Origin of the sequence: Leptospira paudalimensis, assembly GCF_026151345.1 — a bacterium.
GTDB classification, from domain to species: Bacteria; Spirochaetota; Leptospiria; order Leptospirales; family Leptospiraceae; genus Leptospira_A; species Leptospira_A paudalimensis.
The window spans coordinates 2,250,863-2,267,161 of record NZ_JAMQPR010000001.1 but is presented as its reverse complement, the minus strand read 5'-3'; the positions used below and the strand labels follow the sequence as shown (position 1 = coordinate 2,267,161).

General features: G+C 37.5%; 14 protein-coding genes. 8 read left to right on the top strand and 6 right to left on the bottom strand.

Annotated features, from left to right (window positions below; all coding sequences use genetic code 11):
* Nucleotides 1-441: 441 nt before the first annotated feature.
* On the top strand, nt 442-1,077 hold the full coding sequence (locus ND855_RS10560; RefSeq protein ID WP_265358305.1) for a DUF1554 domain-containing protein: 636 nt from the start codon (nt 442-444) through the stop codon (nt 1,075-1,077).
* Between the two features lie 65 nt (nt 1,078-1,142).
* On the opposite strand, the gene ND855_RS10555 is transcribed toward ND855_RS10560, so the two are convergent.
* A complete protein-coding gene (locus ND855_RS10555) occupies nt 1,143-2,030 on the bottom strand; it encodes a LysR family transcriptional regulator (RefSeq protein ID WP_265358304.1) in 888 nt (295 codons plus the stop codon).
* Between the two features lie 92 nt (nt 2,031-2,122).
* On the opposite strand from ND855_RS10555, the gene leuC reads away from it, so the two are divergent.
* The 5 genes from leuC to ND855_RS10530 all read left to right on the top strand — a co-directional run bounded on the left by leuC (nt 2,123) and on the right by ND855_RS10530 (nt 6,175).
* The gene (gene leuC, locus ND855_RS10550) at nt 2,123-3,526 is read left to right on the top strand and encodes a 3-isopropylmalate dehydratase large subunit (RefSeq protein ID WP_265358303.1); all 1,404 of its coding nucleotides are present in this window, start codon (nt 2,123-2,125) and stop codon (nt 3,524-3,526) included.
* Nucleotides 3,523-4,149, top strand: coding sequence for a 3-isopropylmalate dehydratase small subunit (gene leuD / locus ND855_RS10545; protein ID WP_265358302.1), 627 nt, complete (start codon nt 3,523-3,525; stop codon nt 4,147-4,149). Before leuC ends, leuD begins: the two co-directional genes overlap by 4 nt.
* Nucleotides 4,150-4,600: 451 nt before the next feature.
* The gene (locus ND855_RS10540) at nt 4,601-5,305 is read left to right on the top strand and encodes a glutathione S-transferase family protein (RefSeq protein ID WP_265358301.1); all 705 of its coding nucleotides are present in this window, start codon (nt 4,601-4,603) and stop codon (nt 5,303-5,305) included.
* A gap of 41 nt (nt 5,306-5,346) precedes the next feature.
* A complete protein-coding gene (locus ND855_RS10535) occupies nt 5,347-5,694 on the top strand; it encodes an ArsR/SmtB family transcription factor (RefSeq protein WP_265358300.1) in 348 nt (115 codons plus the stop codon).
* Nucleotides 5,684-6,175, top strand: coding sequence for an SRPBCC family protein (locus ND855_RS10530; protein WP_265358299.1), 492 nt, complete (start codon nt 5,684-5,686; stop codon nt 6,173-6,175). Before ND855_RS10535 ends, ND855_RS10530 begins: the two co-directional genes overlap by 11 nt.
* 59 nt (nt 6,176-6,234) lie before the next feature.
* On the opposite strand, the gene ND855_RS10525 is transcribed toward ND855_RS10530, so the two are convergent.
* Nucleotides 6,235-7,341, bottom strand: coding sequence for a GGDEF domain-containing protein (locus ND855_RS10525; protein ID WP_265358298.1), 1,107 nt, complete (start codon nt 7,339-7,341; stop codon nt 6,235-6,237).
* Nucleotides 7,342-7,670: 329 nt separating this feature from the next.
* On the opposite strand from ND855_RS10525, the gene ND855_RS10520 reads away from it, so the two are divergent.
* The gene (locus tag ND855_RS10520; RefSeq protein ID WP_265358297.1) at nt 7,671-8,936 is read left to right on the top strand and encodes an NHL repeat-containing protein; all 1,266 of its coding nucleotides are present in this window, start codon (nt 7,671-7,673) and stop codon (nt 8,934-8,936) included.
* A gap of 66 nt (nt 8,937-9,002) precedes the next feature.
* Complete coding sequence (locus ND855_RS10515; RefSeq protein WP_265358296.1) at nt 9,003-9,893, top strand: LBF_1199 family protein; 891 nt, start codon at nt 9,003-9,005, stop codon at nt 9,891-9,893.
* A gap of 53 nt (nt 9,894-9,946) precedes the next feature.
* On the opposite strand, the gene ND855_RS10510 is transcribed toward ND855_RS10515, so the two are convergent.
* From ND855_RS10510 to ND855_RS10495, 4 genes are read right to left on the bottom strand one after another with little or no spacing between them, the layout of a single operon-like run.
* The gene (locus tag ND855_RS10510) at nt 9,947-12,328 is read right to left on the bottom strand and encodes a TonB-dependent receptor family protein (protein ID WP_265358295.1); all 2,382 of its coding nucleotides are present in this window, start codon (nt 12,326-12,328) and stop codon (nt 9,947-9,949) included.
* Nucleotides 12,325-13,650 carry an HTTM domain-containing protein gene (locus tag ND855_RS10505; protein WP_265358294.1) on the bottom strand — a complete coding sequence of 442 codons (1,326 nt, stop codon included), beginning with the start codon at nt 13,648-13,650 and terminating at the stop codon, nt 12,325-12,327. Before ND855_RS10505 ends, ND855_RS10510 begins: the two co-directional genes overlap by 4 nt.
* Complete coding sequence (locus tag ND855_RS10500; RefSeq protein ID WP_265358293.1) at nt 13,637-14,773, bottom strand: imelysin family protein; 1,137 nt, start codon at nt 14,771-14,773, stop codon at nt 13,637-13,639. The genes ND855_RS10505 and ND855_RS10500 overlap by 14 nt, the downstream gene beginning before the upstream one ends.
* Complete coding sequence (locus ND855_RS10495) at nt 14,770-16,296, bottom strand: di-heme oxidoreductase family protein (protein WP_265358292.1); 1,527 nt, start codon at nt 16,294-16,296, stop codon at nt 14,770-14,772. The genes ND855_RS10500 and ND855_RS10495 overlap by 4 nt, the downstream gene beginning before the upstream one ends.
* Between the last annotated feature and the right edge of the window lie 3 nt (nt 16,297-16,299).

Below are 16,299 nucleotides of genomic sequence, written 5' to 3'. Positions count from 1 at the left end.
ACGAAACGTATGCATTTACGTATAATTTACTACAAATCGATCACAGTTCCTCTGAATAAAATCCACTCCTAAGCAATAATTTATTGCATAGGAGTGCGAAATCAAAAATGATTTCAGTTAGGCTTCAAAATGAATCGAAACAGACAAAGAATTTTAGTTCTCCTCTTCCAATTTTGTTTATTGATTCTGATTTTAAAAGATTGTAAGGCGTAAGAAAATAATAATCTTTGTGATCCAAATTCAGATACTTTTAAAGAAGTACAAATTTCGAAAATCTTTGCTAAGGATAACTCTCCACTTTGTGGTAAAGATTATATATCAAACATTATCCCTTATTCAGTCACTGGATCAGTAACAGGATTAATTAGTTCTGGATTAAAACTTTCTCTCAATGGAATTGTTACCTTGCCTGTTGAAAACGGCAGCAAAAATTTTTATTTTATGAACATACTTACCAGTGGATCTTCGTATTCGGTAAAAGTATCTAGCCAACCTGCTGGTTTTTTATGTTCGGTTACCAACGGTGATGGCGTAGTTAAAAATTCGGATGTAACTACGGTTTCCGTTTCTTGTGCCCCCACTTGTAATCCTTGTAATCTTTTCCTAACGATGTCTGGATACCCTCCAAACCCGGGAAGTGCGAAAAATTTTGATCCTTCTTGTATGGCTGATGGGAATTATCCTGGAACCGGAAATTATAAGGCGATGGTAGTCGATGGTGTAACAAGAAACGCATCGAACACTGCCAATGTAGGTGATGGACAAATCGATTGGGTTTTTGCACCAAATCGGACATATCGCCAATCAGAAGGTAATATCAGCACAACAAATTCCGCAGGATTATTCGTGACTGCGTTGACCATTAGATTCTCAGTCAACTCAAAGTATTGGACTGGATTAAATACCAATTGGACAACCAATACAAGTAATACCTATGATTTATGGAGGAGTGCAACTGGATCATTTACGGGTGTTATGGGGCAAGGAAATTCTACTTTGATTGCTGACATTACTGCAGGTTGGACTCCTGATCCTTGTAATTTGAGTAACCAGCAGTTAATCTGTGTGGAACAATAACTCACTTTATCTAATTGATTTCATATAAAATCAGTTAGACGATTTCTCTAATTTCATTTGATCATTTATTCCATTTCCAATTTCCATTTTTCTGCTGATTTGAGAATCTCTTCCGCGAGGAAAGCAAGTGTTGGTCCTGATTTTTTGCGATAACAGAGATAAAATTTTCGTTCGGTGTTCCAGGTTTCGAATTTAATTTTTTTCAATTTTGAATTAATTGAATATTCAGATAAAAATCCAATCCCAAGTCCTGCTTCTAATGATTTAATGACGGATTCTACACTCCTCAGTTCCATTGCTATGTTTGGACCAAAATCTTTTGTAAATGATTTGATCTTTTTTTCGACAGCTTTTCTCAGAGCTGATCCTGGATGGAAACATACAAAAGGTTGTTTTTTTAAATCATCAATTTTGATTTTTGTCTTTTGGAAGATCGGATGGTCTTTTGCTGCAACTGGATAAATTTTGTCAGATAAAAATTCCAATACATTCAAACTTGGTTCCGAAATGGGGCCTGTTAAGATACCAAGATCAACTTCCCCTTTTAATACTGCGTCCTTGGTTTCAGATGCGTCTCCTTCGCGAACGGAAAGAGAGAGCCCTGGTCTTTTTTTTAGAATTTCTTTTAAGATTTGAGGTAAGATCCAAGCGGATACTGTCCCACCTGCAGAGATTGAAAAATTTCCTTTTAATTCATTCTCTTTCGAAAAAGCATTTTGAATTTCTTCCCATAACTCCTTCATCCGAACTGAATATTGATAGAATCTTTCACCTTCATGAGTAAGCCTAACTGACCTTCCTCCTCTTTCCAAAACGGTGATCCCTAATTCTTTTTCTAAAAGAAATATTTGTTTGGAGAGTGCTGGTTGTGTTAATCCCAATCGGCTTGCTGCTTTTTGAAATGTGCCTGATTCTGAGATTTCAAGAAAGTAGATGATCTGACGGAATTCCATAAATACATATAACTTTTAGTTATATATTTCATAAAACCAATTTATTTGCATTATATTCAAATTTTTGTTACTGTATTTAGCAAGAGGGAAATATGGGACAGACTCTATACGACAAAATTTGGGAAAACCATCGGATCATAGAAAGTTCAGATTCGGAAACGATTTTATATGTGGACAGGCATATCCTTCACGAGGTGACTTCAGCCCAAGCATTTGATGGTTTAAGAGATAAAAATCGGGATGTAAGAAGGAAAGATCTCACCTTTGGAGTTGTGGATCACAATGTTTCCACTAGAGACCGGAAAAACAGAGATGCCGCGGGACCTGTCTCACGTTTACAAATTGATACAATGGAGAAAAACTGCAAAGAGTTTGGAATTCAATTGTACGGACCAGAAGATCCAGGTCAAGGGATTGTACATGTTGTTGGTCCTGAGATAGGATTTACAATCCCAGGTTCAGTCATTGTATGCGGAGATTCTCATACAGCAACCCATGGCGCCTTTGGAGCCTTAGCATTTGGAATTGGAACGAGTGAAGTGGAACATGTTCTTGCGACTCAAACCTTAAAACAAGCAAAAACCAAATCAATGTTAGTTCGATTTGTTGGGAAACCTGGATTTGGGATTACGGCAAAAGATATTGTCCTTGCCCTCATAGGAAAAATCGGAACTTCCGGAGGAAGAGGATATACGATAGAATATTCAGGTGAATGGATTGAATCATTATCAATGGAAGCTCGAATGACCTTATGTAATATGAGTATCGAAGCCGGCGCAAGAGCAAGTCTTATCGCACCAGACGAGATAACATTTGAATATCTAAGCGATAAAAAATTAATTCCTAAAGGTGAAAGTTTTCAGAAAGCAGTCGAGTATTGGAAAACATATTTCTCTGATGATGGTGCAATTTTTGACAAAGAGATCGAATTAGATCTATCTAAGATTGAACCGCAGGTCACGTGGGGGACAAATCCATCACAGACGATATCGATTGGAAGTTTCATTCCTAATCCAGAAGAGTTCCAGGACATACGTGAAAGAGAAACGGCAAAAAATGCTTTGGCGTATATGGATTTACAACCAGGTACTCCAATGTCTGAAATTAACATCGATAAGGTGTTTATCGGATCTTGTACGAATGGTAGAATTGAAGATTTACGATCTGCTGCGGAAGTGGCAAAAGGAAAAAAAGTTCATCCGAATGTAATAGCTCTTGTGGTTCCTGGTTCTGGTAGAGTCAAACGGCAAGCGGAACAAGAGGGTTTGGACAAAATCTTTTTAGAAGCGGGATTTGAATGGAGAGAACCTGGTTGTTCTCTTTGCCTTGCAATGAATGACGACGTTTTACAACCAGGAGAAAGATGTGCCTCTACTTCGAATCGTAACTTTGAAGGAAGGCAGGGAAGAGGAGGGAGGACACATTTAGTGAGTCCTTCCATGGCAGCTGCAGCAGCAGTGACTGGAAAATTAACAGATGTGAGGAGATTCGCATGAAGGCAAATCATTGGACAAAACATACGGGAGTTGTTGTCTCCATTCCAAGAGAGGACATTGATACCGATCAAATCCTACCCAAACAATTTATGAAGTTAATCAATAAAAAGGGTTTTGGTACCCATTTATTCCATGATTGGCGGTATTTAGATTTTGAAGGAAAGGCATTGAATCCAGAATTCATATTGAACCAAGAGGGATTTATGAATGCGAGTGTTCTCATTGCTGGAAAAAATTTTGGCTGTGGTTCGAGTCGGGAACATGCACCTTGGGCACTTGCTGATTTTGGATTCCGTGTGATCATCGCTCCTTCTTTTGCAGACATATTTTCAATCAATGCTGCTAAGAATGGAATCGCTCTCGTTCGTTTACAAGAAAGAGAAATCCATTCTTTATTGGAATGGGTTTCCAATCAAGGAATCGCACAAATCCAAATCGATCTAGAAACGTTTGAGGTGAAAGCTGGGGAACATAACTTTCCATTCCAATTGGATTCTGCTTCCGTGAATCGGATCCGCAATGGTTGGGACGACATTGATATCACTTTGAAACACGCAAATGAGATTTTGGAATTCGAAACAACACAGAGGAAAGAACGATCGTTTTTAGAAGTCTGTTGGTGAATTGATTCTTTGGGTGTAAATGAGTTATCAGATTACAGACACGCGAGAAGGATAGAAAGGGCGCGTAAGCGGTCGCATTTTGCGACCGAAGCCCTGGATAGCCTGGCCCCTGAATACGAAAAGCCCCAAGCGACACGAAGCCAATGCAATTTGATGGATCGTGTCTGGGGCTCGCCCTGCGGAAAGAAGAGTTATGAGACATAATGTGTCCGTGAATTTAAAATCCCCCACCCGAGTTAGGGAGGAGGGGAGTGGCTCGTGGGCAGGTGCTCTTCCCCCCTTTAACAGATCCACTTGATTTGCAAAGAAACAACCCAAGGAATTGTATTTTTTTGCCAGAATGTTCGTGTTTTGGCCCCCAATGGAGGGAATCGGTGGTAAAAGGATGATACTTAACCATCTGGGCAACTATTTGGATTGCCAAACTGTCTGGAGTTAGAAAGTTAGCCAAATGGATAACAATAGCCCAACAAACCTGCTCCTTTATTACCACCCACTGGCTTCCTTTTGCCACAAGGTCCTCATTGCCTTGTATGAAAATGGAACTGAATTTGAACCAAGGTTTGTAGACCTATCGGAGGAAGAATCTAGATCAGAATTATTCGCTTATTGGCCTGTTGGGAAAATTCCACTATTGAGAGATCGGATGCGTAACCAAATCATCCCTGAGACAAGTGTCATCATTGAATACATCAGCGAATACTATCCAGGAACTGCTAATTTGCTGCCAACTCCAACACAAGAATCCATTGGAGTGAGACTCTGGGACCGATTTTTTGATTTGTACATCAGTGATTCTGTGCAAAAAATTGTTTTGGATCGCATTCGCCCTGAGGGACAAAAAGATCCATTTGGTGTTGAACGTGCTTATGAAAGATTGCCTGTCGCATATGGTATGTTAGAAAAAGAATTAGATACAAAGAACTACATTGTATCTGATACCTTTACTATGGCAGAATGTTCCGCGGTTCCTGCTTTGTTTTATTCCGATACGCTTCTTAGTTTTCGCAATGGTTACCCAAAACTAACTAATTATTTTGAAAGATTATTGGAAAAAGATTCCGTTAAACGAACGTTAGATGAAGCAGAGCCATATTTTCATATGTATCCTTTTTTTGATAAAATTCCAAAAAGATTTTTGAAAGAAAAAAAGTAAGGACATTTTTTTACGATTTTCGACAATGAATGGATTTTAATATGACACTGAAAGAACCTGGAATAGACCAAATTTTTCATGCACTTGCTGACCCGAGTCGATTGCAAATGGTGGAACGATTGAGTTTGGGATCTGCTTCCGTTATGGAATTAGCCGAACCATTGGATATGGCTTTACCATCTGTATTAAAACATTTGAAAGTTTTAGAAAATGGTGGGTTAGTGCAATCCAATAAATCAGGAAGAGTACGGACATACGAATTAAATTTTTCAAAATTGAATGGCATCAATTCATGGTTAGATGAAAGGAAGTCTGCTTGGAATCGTAGTTTTGATCGATTGAGTCAATTTTTAATCGAATCGTCAGAAGAAAACTCGGATGGAGTCTAAAAAATACAGAATGTTAGTCACTAATACATCTTTTACCATTGATCGAATCTTACCTGCATCTAAAGAAAAAGTTTTTGCAGCTTGGGCGAACCCTGAGTCAAAACGTAAGTGGTTTTCATGCCACGATGATTGGAAAACTGTAGAGTTCAGTTTGGATTTTCGAGTGGGTGGAAAAGAATCCAATTTAGTCATCACACCTACTGGAAGTAGGCATGTTTTTGATGCTACCTATTATGATATCATTCCAAACGAAAGAATCGTTTATGCATTTGGAATGTATATGAATGATATTCGGATTTCGGTATCTTTGGTTACTGTTATCTTTGAATCGTTAATTGAAGGTAGAACTAAGATGACTTTTACTGAACAAATTGTACTCCTTGGAGAAGTTTCCGAGGAAGGAATACAAAAGATCGAAATACAAGGTAGAATCGAAGGGACAAATGCTGGATTTGATCGTCTCGTCAAAGAACTTTCTTAATCTTAGATCACGGATTTCTTCTGACCAATTGAAAAAATTGACAACCGCAAATGAGATGATTAAAGATTTTTTTCAGAATAAACTTGGTTTCTACCTTTTCGTTTCGCCTCGTATAAATATTCATCTGCAAGATTGATGACAGATTCTGGATTCGTTGTTTGATCCCTCAGAATGGAGATCCCTACACTCGTCGAACATCGGAGTTCTTTTCCATTGATTGGTATCTTTAAGGAATGGAAGGCACTTCGGATTTTTTCAGCAGTCACAATGGCTCCATCTAAATCAGTATTTGGTAATAAAACCAAAAATTCTTCACCACCCCATCTTGCTGGAAAGTCTTGTTTTCGTAAGGAAGATTTTAAGACACTTGCAAATTCGATGAGTACTAAGTCTCCGATTTCATGTCCATATGTATCATTGATGGATTTGAATAGATCTAAATCGAACAATAGGAATGCAATGGGATAGGGAGATGTGCTACGGTGTTGCCTTGCCATTTCAATTTCTAAATTGGAAAAAAAAGACCTACGATTTGAAATGCCTGTTAATGGATCGGTCATTGCAATTGCTAATAATTTTTCGTTCACATCTGTTAAGGAAGAAAACAATTTTGAAACAATCTGATTTACAATGAATGCACTCCCACCAAGTAATAATGACGAAATAAAGATACTCAGTAATGTAGGTTTTACTGGTGGCATTAAGATATTCACAAGTGGTATCACATCATAATACACAAAAAATCCCATGGCACTAAATAAGACAGTTGCTAAAAATGCATTGTAAACGCCATAATTTCGATCCAGTGACATACTACTGAGAGCAATTGAACCTAAATAACCAAGTATAAAAAATGAAGTGATATGACCTGTTCCATATGCAAGGACAGTGAGCCAAATCAAATCAAAAGTTGCTGGCACGTAACCACTCCACCAAACATCTTTTTCTACTAAGATATCAAAATGAATGAGTAAAAACCAAATCACGGAAAAAACTAAATGCACAGAACCAATCACAACAATCCAAGGAAGTTGGAAGTGGTAAAATACCAAAACCATTACAAGAGTATAGATACATCTCGCTAAATTTGCGGTTTGGAATTTTTCAGATCCAGTGTTCGTTTGGGAACTCGACGATAGGTTTAAATGTTCTGTATTTGATTTCATTGAATCTTCGTTCTATTTATAAATGATTGTGTATACTAGGGACAAGTCCTGAGAAAAAGGAAGGGAATCAAAAAAGGAAAGGGGCTTCATCATGACGACGTCTCAAATAAATTGTCTTTTTACTCTACGTCAATGAAATTAAATTCGTAGTAAACTTAGTTGTCTCATTTTGTTTAACTCTACTTATGATACACCGATCTAATTTTATTTTATACCTCTCGATTGGTTTTCCGTAAAAAACATCAGTCAGTTTTCACTTTGGAAAGAAATTTCTTTCATTTGACAAATTTGGGATCTTGGTTGGAATCATTCTATCTAGAGGGATTGGATTGGAAATTCGAGGAAACCAATATTATAAATACTTAATTCTCCCTGTATCAATGATGATCCTAAATTGCCAATTCCCAAAACTTGGGAATGGTTGTGATCCAAACTCAGAATCCTTCCGTGATTTTTATCTCGCAAGGATCCTCACAGATGATGACCGAGAATTTTGTGGTTCTCGTGCCCCCAATAAATCCATTTGCGAAATGGACCCGCTTTCGATCATCCAACCTCGTCGTTGGAAGTATGTAGCGGAAGAACTTAAAAAACAAGCGGCCTTAGGTACTGACGGAGTGAGTTTTCAAACTTTCACCCAACCAGAAACGGGTTTAGCAAAATGGCTTGGTGGTGTTCTTACGAACCAAGAGTTAGTGTATTCTCTTCCCTATAATCGATCAGATCTTCTCGTCATTGATCCAACACAAAATTCCTCATCCAATGTGAATACAACATCGATTGGATCGGCACAATGGGAAGGAGGGGTACTTGCACCAAATGGTAAAATCTACGGAATTCCAAGGGATGCAAACCAAATCCTTGTGTTCAATCCACTCACGAATCAAAGTTATTTTTTAACTTCCCCTCTAACAGGTGTCGGTAAGTGGCGTGGTGGAGTGCTTGCTCCGAACGGTCTTATTTATGGAATTCCCAATTCTGCAAATCAAATTTTAGTCATAGACCCACAAACAGATTTGGTTCGCACCATTCCTTCTCCACTCTCATTATCAAATATGTGGGAAGGGGGAGTGCTTGCTCCCAATGGAAAAATTTATGCATTCCCCGTTGATATTGATTTTATTTTTGTTTTGGATCCTTATTCAGAAAGATCGTATACAATCCCTTCACCAAAAACAGGTTTAGGAAAATGGAGGCATGCTGTTGTGACATCTGATGGTATGTTAGTTGGTATTCCTTCAAACGATTCTGATTTTATCTTTTTGGACCCTAGTAATGATTCAGTAACCCTTCGAACTTCTCCAACAGGTGGTACAGGTAAATGGAGAGGTGGAATTTTTTCTGCCGATGGAAGGATTATCACCATCCCGGCAGATATTACAGATATACTTGCAATTGATCCAGTCAGTTTAGCATATACTACACATAATACGGGAATTGGTAGTGGAAATAAATGGGGAGATGGAGTATTGACACCTAACGGCAAGATAGTTGCTTTGCCACATACATATGATTCAATCCTGACCATTAATACTGGTTCTAGGGGAAAAATTTGTAAAAATCTTCTACTTAGTTCGTATTGGAATGTATATTAATATACTAAAAAAAAGAACTATCTAAATTTCAATTGACTTTGTTCGTTTTTCACATTATGAATAGTCATGCGATGGAAGGCCTCTCAATTTTGGAAAAACGCATCGCCAAATGAGCTTCTATCATTTTTTTCCTCCATTGACAAAGGTGAAGATCTTAAATCATTAGCTGAACATATGTTGTCAGATACTGAGTTTTGTGACTTGGTATTCGAATATTTATGGTTGTTACGCACTGAGGATGCGACAAAAAAATTTCTAAATGATCCGAACATCACTCCAGAACTTTTGATGAGATTCATTTACTTTGGATATGGAAAACAGTTTTTATTAGATCATTTTGATTCCAATGCCTATTTTTTGCAAATTCGAAGTATGTTTGATTCCGCTCAAAGTTTGAGAATTTTATCTCTTGGTGAAGAGATGGATCGTGATCCCACTTTAAAAATTCATCTCCTTTCGAATTTAGACCCTCAAACTTGGGAAGCATACTTTGATCTTTTAGAAGAAAAAAATATGACTATGCAAACCTTACTCGGAATATTTTCAAACTTAAGAGAAAATGAAATACGTAAGATTTTACTAAACAGCCATACTTTGTATTATTATCTAAGAATGATGATGGTTTCCGGAAATCTAAAGAATGAAGAAATTAGCGAAAAAGAAATTGAAAACAGGAAACGACTTGAGGTTATTTTAAGTTCCATCCATGTTTGGGAAACTTTTTGCCAGGAATTAAAAGATAAGTATGATTTGCAAAAAGAAATCAATTTAACTCCTAAGGAACGAAATTCCAAACGTATGTCTCTCGTTTTAAAAGAACTAACGAAAATTCCAACCGCAGAACGAAACGATGTATTGGTGTATTTAAAAGGGAATGGTGTTGTTCTTGATTCATGGGAAGAGACAACCGTACAATCTGCCCTTTTAAATTATGATCGAGTCGGAAAGTACTTTTAATCTCATTTCATTAGCTTATTTACTTTGATAGAAATTTGATTCATATATACAAATTATAATTCCAAGGTAAAACCAACATTGATTTGTCGGAATGGACCAGGTTGGATCCCAGTTGGTAGTCTTCCCGATACATATTGTTTATCTTGGATGTTTTTAGCATTGATGAAGACTGACCATTTGTCTGGAGATCGATACCCTAAACTTGTATTCCATAATTCCACTTTTGGAATGATCCCTTTATTTCCATCTTCCGATTCATCTTTCGTGTTCAGTAAATCTGAATATTGTTTTCCAATATATTGGTATTCTAAACGACCATAATATCCTTGTGGTGACGAAATCGAAATCGCTGTTGTAATTGTTTCTTTGGGAACATAGGGTAAATAATTTCCAGTTGTATCACTAGAGATGAATTGGTAGTTATTGACTGTATAAGCAGGTACAATCTCTATCAATTCACGTCCATCACTAGTTTGGGATACTGGGAAAGGATTAAAACTTCTCGATTTAGCTTCAATGCGAGAGTAGATCAACTCAATGGGCACTCTCCATTCTGATTTTTGCATTTTTGCCGGATCCCAAACAACAACTGCTTCACCTCCAGTATGGGTAGAATAACCAGTGTTTGCTGGTCTAATCCCGTTTTCTCCACCAACTTCGTTCACGTTGATGATTTGATCACGAAAATACATTTTATAACCAACTAGTTCTGTGTATAGATAGGAAGTTAAATCACCTCTGATGCCAGATTCGTAATTTGTAGAAGTTTCTGGTTTGAGTCGATAGTCATTACCTTGTGGGCTAAAGGAAGTTCCAAAGGTAGGAGGAGAAAATCCTTTATGAGCTCCCGAAAACCAAATGAACTTTTTTGTGATATCGTAAGTGATTCCAATTCCAGGAAGGATGATATGAGTTCTGGATTCACTTGAACTCCTTCTATTGACAGAAACATCATTGGGTAAAACAGCACCTAATCTATAATCTTCTTGTGTCGCTTGCCTTCTAGTGGTAATTGCTTTTTGTCTCACTTCTTCATATCTAATCCCTGGAATCAATTTCCAATTCTCAGATAGTTGGATCCTGTCTTGGAAATAAGAGGCAAAGGCTTCAATTTTTCTTTCTTGTCGGTTTAGGTTAAAATTCGGTAAGGAAGGTTGTAATAAGTTATTTGAAAGGGATTCCTCTTGCAGACTCGCTTTGGTTAGATACCCTAATGGATCGTCAGTTTTTTTTACATTTGTTTGTGTCAGATTATTTTCACCATGGAATCTGATTCCAAGGTCCGTTTCATGTTTTAAACCAAAGGTTGAAAATTTGGATTCCAGTTTTGTTTCCAAACCACCAACTAAAAAAGATTGGTCTCTGCTTGTGTACGTTTCTCGCATATAAATACTGTCGCCAGGTCGGTTGCCAATGATGCCTGGAGAGTATGTTCTAAGTGTATCGGTCGGTGGATTTAAATATCCACCTTCATCGGTCTTTCCAGATAAAAAGTCTTGCCTTGCCCAATTTCTTTCTGCTTGGGAAACATAACCTCGAATGATGAGGGAATGTTCATCTGTTAATTTCCAATTATGAGATATAATGGTCTGGCTGCGATTTAATTGTTTTTCATCATACTTGGCAGGATTGATTCTTGGATCTTTCCAAAATAATCCTTGCGACAAACCTAAGTAAGTCGATTGTGCATTTTGCATATGATAACCTAATTTGATAGTTGTGGTATGGTTCTCATTCCAATCTTGAATCCATTTTACATTTCCTTCTGTTACGTCAAAATTTTGATAATTCCGAAATCCATTTCCTTGTTTTCTTAAAAGAGAAACTTCAAATGCACTTGATCCAAAACTTTTACCATAGGAATTATAGGTAGAAAGGTATCCATTTTCGCCCCCTACGTTTTTTGTATAAAAGGTTGATTCAACTGGCGGACGTTTGGTGACAAAATTCACAATTCCACCAATCGTATTTGGCCCAAATAAAATGGAACCAGATCCCTTAATCACTTCAATTCGTTCCATTCTTTCAATTGACGGGGAGTAATAACTTTCTGGTTGCCCATAAGGAGATAGAGATGTGAGAATACCATCTTCAAGGATTAATGTTTTCCTTGATTCTTCATTACTTACCCCTCTAAATCCGATATTGGGTGTGAGTCCTGCTGCGTCTTGGAACCTAACACTGGCTCCAGGAGCCCTCCTTAACGCTTCCATTGGATCGGTCGGTGATGCTTCTTGTAAGTATTTATTATCGAGGATATAAGCAGAACCTGGGATTTTTTTTAGGTCTTCTTTTTTGTTACCAATGACATGGATTCCTTCATTCTTTTGAGGAATTTGTTCTTTTTCTTCTGTCCCAGATTGTGCGTAATTGTTACGACTAAGAAAGAAAAGGAGGATAACAAGTAATTGAAAACGGAATCGGAACGTATTCATCGATTGAGTCCTTTTAATGGTAAAAAATTAATTTCGATTTTCGTTAAATCTACATCTGGTGCAAACAAGGGTTTTGTTCGTTTGCCGTTTAGTGAAACATGGGATTGAACATACACTGGTATGTCTTTTTGGCCTGTTTCGATTGCGGCTTTCGATTGGATGTGTTTGGCGTATTGAATGAGATGTTCAGGTTGAATCACCATCATTCTGTATTGGTATTCTGTAAGTTCGTTCCTTGGATCAATGGATTTACCTTGGACAAAAAATAGGGCTTCACCCACTTTATCGGCTACCATCACTTGCCATGAGAATTTAATTCCTTCTTCTGTCCAAGTAACCTGACCAGGATAAAATAAGTGGCGAAAAGGAATCAGAATTTGAAATAGAAGGAAAACTATGAGAATCCCTTCAATTGGATACAAACGACTATTTGATGGAATTTCATTTTCTTTGTCTTCCAGTTGAATTTTATGATCTTTCTCTTTGAAAAATCGATTCCATACTTGTTTTGGCCAGTCTGCAGGAAAAAAGATAAGTGAAGATACACTCATCACAATTGGAAAAACACCTATCGGAAATAAAAACGAGGTAAATGAATGAAAGAGAAGGACTACACTCCATGTTACCAATCGAAACCGAGCGAAACATAGTAAAAAAGGGATCGATAGATCAAACAGGATTCCTATCCAAGAGAAAACATAAGCAGTCACAGGTAACCCAAGAATTGGGTCAAACCACGGAAGTTTTCCTTCTGATTGGTACAACCATAGTTTTAATGGTAATGCTTCCCACATCCAATCGGGTTGTAATTTGGCAAGTCCACCGAAAAAATAAACCAAACCAATTTGTAATCGAAATGCATAAATCCATAGTTTGGTGACTGGCATTGGAGTTCGAATCCAATTTTGAATTCCTGTGATCGGTGTGTCATACTTTGAGATCGGAGATAACCAGAGTAAAAATCCCAAAATTGATATCAGGTAATAATGATTCAGGTAAATAGTTGCATCGATAAAATGAAACCAAGTGAATCCGATCGTAAAAATCATAAGATTTGTGCGAACAAAATAACCAAATAAAATCCCAATCGAAGTCAAAAGTAAAATGATAAATAAAAGGTAAATGAACGAAGGTGGTAAGTTTGGAACCCATTCCAGTCCAAAATGTTTGAAAAAAAAAGTTGGTTGGATGAAGTAAGTATGGATCCATCCAAAATAAAAGTATCGAATGATGATAATCGTCGTTGTTAGCCCATAACCAAATCGTAGAAACTGTAAGGATAAAGATGAGACTGGTTGATTAAAAAATTTAATCACCGTCATTTGTACTCGCTCCAATGGTTCCACCAAGAGAACTAATTAATTCTGTACTGATCATCACACGGAGTTCTTTGAATTCACCTAACATCGCCTCTACATCTTGGTTTCCATTTGTGATCGCATTTTGGAACGTACCATATTTTGATTTAAGGGAATTAACGGATGAAATTGTCGATTTGATTTGTTCTTGTAGCCTAGGGACAATGGAATCATTTCTGAGAGCTAAAAATCGATAGAGTCCTACGTCTCCTAAATCAGAAATTCCTTGTAGGTTTTGGATGAGTGAGTCTAATGATAAATTTGCATAAGGAGTTTCTACTTTTGTAATATCTTTTACTCCTAGATTGGTTGCACGTAATCCAGAAGGTTCGGCAATTTTAATATCAATCATTGTGTTACAGAAAAATACCAATTGGTTAGTAATTTCCGTTAAACCATCTTTTGTATTTGGGTATTCAGCACTTCCTTTCCCCGCATTTGTGAAGGAATTATAAAAGGAAGAAGATCTTGATTTATCCCAATGGTAAAGTAATAATCCAGATTGTGTTTTAATGTCTTGGATGAGTTTTGTTAGATATGTTTTCCGATTTGTATCTGCAAAAGCTGTATTTGTAGTTGTAACATTGTCTTTGAACAGTAGGTATTCAACTGCATCCATACCATCAACTCGGAGTCCAGTAGGTGCTAAATTAGAGGTGATTTTGGATTCTATGGAAGTTGGATCAATCGGATAGGATCTAGTAAAACTATCTAAATATAAATACACATTATAGGGAATGGAGGCGGGGCCAAAATAAGCCCATTCAATTTGCCGATATGCTAAATCTGCTTTCATCCAAGCATTTCTTACATTAGTAAGGTTTGTCACATCAGTTGTTGTTACATATGCATTGGCAGTTGTCTGAAGATTTGTGATTTTATTGTTTAAATTGGTATATTTAGGAAGGATTAGATTATTGGAAATATCCAGTAACAGACTGGAAGTTGAATAGTTTCGGAAGTAGGTATCAACAAGTCCTAATATTTGGGCATTATCAGAGGATTGTCCAGGTTTTGTTCCACAGTTGATCAGAAGTAGGTAGAAACTATAGAAGATAATTTTTGATAGAATATTGTTTTGTTTCATAATGATTTTAGAAATGAAATTAATTTGGTTCTTTGGTCTTTGGATAATGACTTAAAATTATTTTTGATTGGTTCAGCTTCTCCACCATGCCAAAGAATCGCTTCTTGAATTCCTCTTGCCCTGCCGTCGTGTAACAGAAGTTCATGTCCATTAACTCTTTCGATGAGTCCCAATCCCCATAAAGGTGTTGTTCTCCATTCATTCCCACTAGCCTTAAAATCAGGTCGAAAATCACTGAGACCATCACCCATATCATGGATGAGTAAATCAGTATAAGGTCTTATCTCTTGGTTTGCAATTTCAGGAATAGGGTGGTCTCCTGTTTTGATTCTTGGGATATGACAAGATGCACATCCTATTTGAATGAAAATTTCTTTTCCTCTTCTCACATCATCAGATTTCCATCCCCTTCGACCAGGAACACTTACCAGACTTGTATAGAATGTAACTCTCGCTAGACGATCATTGGAAATTTCAGGATTTGTTCCATTGCCTGTGGGGCTAGATGAACATAAGGTTTGACCTGTTGCACAATTTTCGGTTGGAAAAATAGATGTAGTGAGTCCAATATCACCAAGAAAAGCACTCGCATTTTGGTGGTTTAAGTTTGGTTGGTTTGCTTTCCATCCAAATCTACCCAAAAAGGTTTTTGCTTGTTTCGTATCCCAAACTATATTGGGTCTACCTGAAATCCCATCTCCATTTGTATCGAATTCATCGGCAAACGATCGTATGGTGGTTTCTGGGATTGCTTCCAATAAACCGAGTCCCGGCATCATAGGTGATGTTCTTGGTGAGATCAAATAGGATCCAGAAGCATTGTTTGTAGGGTGGTAAGGTTGGCCAGGATTTGCCACATTGATTTGAGTGGCACCACCTCCCACATTCCATGTGATTGTATAATTTGGTTTTCGTAAAGAGTAGGATTCTCCATCAGGAAAGGTTCCTGGTTCTTCTGTATAGGTAATGGTAACAATTCCTTCTTTTGGAATTTGAGTACCAGTTCCATATTCGGTAATCCCTTCTGTATTCAATTGTGTTCCGAAATTTGTCATCGCAACAGGACCTCCTGTTGTTGGATTGTTTCCTGGAACACTCAAACGAATCAACATGGAGGATAAACTTGTTCCGTCTGCGGGTGGGCGGCCTCTTCCATCTTTTACATGGCAACTTTGGCAAGACCTGTTATTAAAAACTGGCCCCAGCCCCGCAACAGAAGAATTACCAGCTGGTAACCATGTTCGATTAAAGTTAGCATTTCCATCTTGGAAATCAATGGACCTCCTTGCATCTAATACATTCGCAGCTTCTAGATCAAAGGCAGATTCTGTTGAGTCGAATGTTGTGGTTTCCCCACCACTGTACTGTTCACAAGGGTCATTCAATGAATCTCCTAAAGAACAAGATGTGGCAGATAAGACTGCCAAAAGTAAAACTGAATTTTTTTCATCATCACTGGATTGTGTTTTGCAATTCACAAAGACAAATGATGTTAGAACAAGGATAAGGTGGATGTATTTCATTTT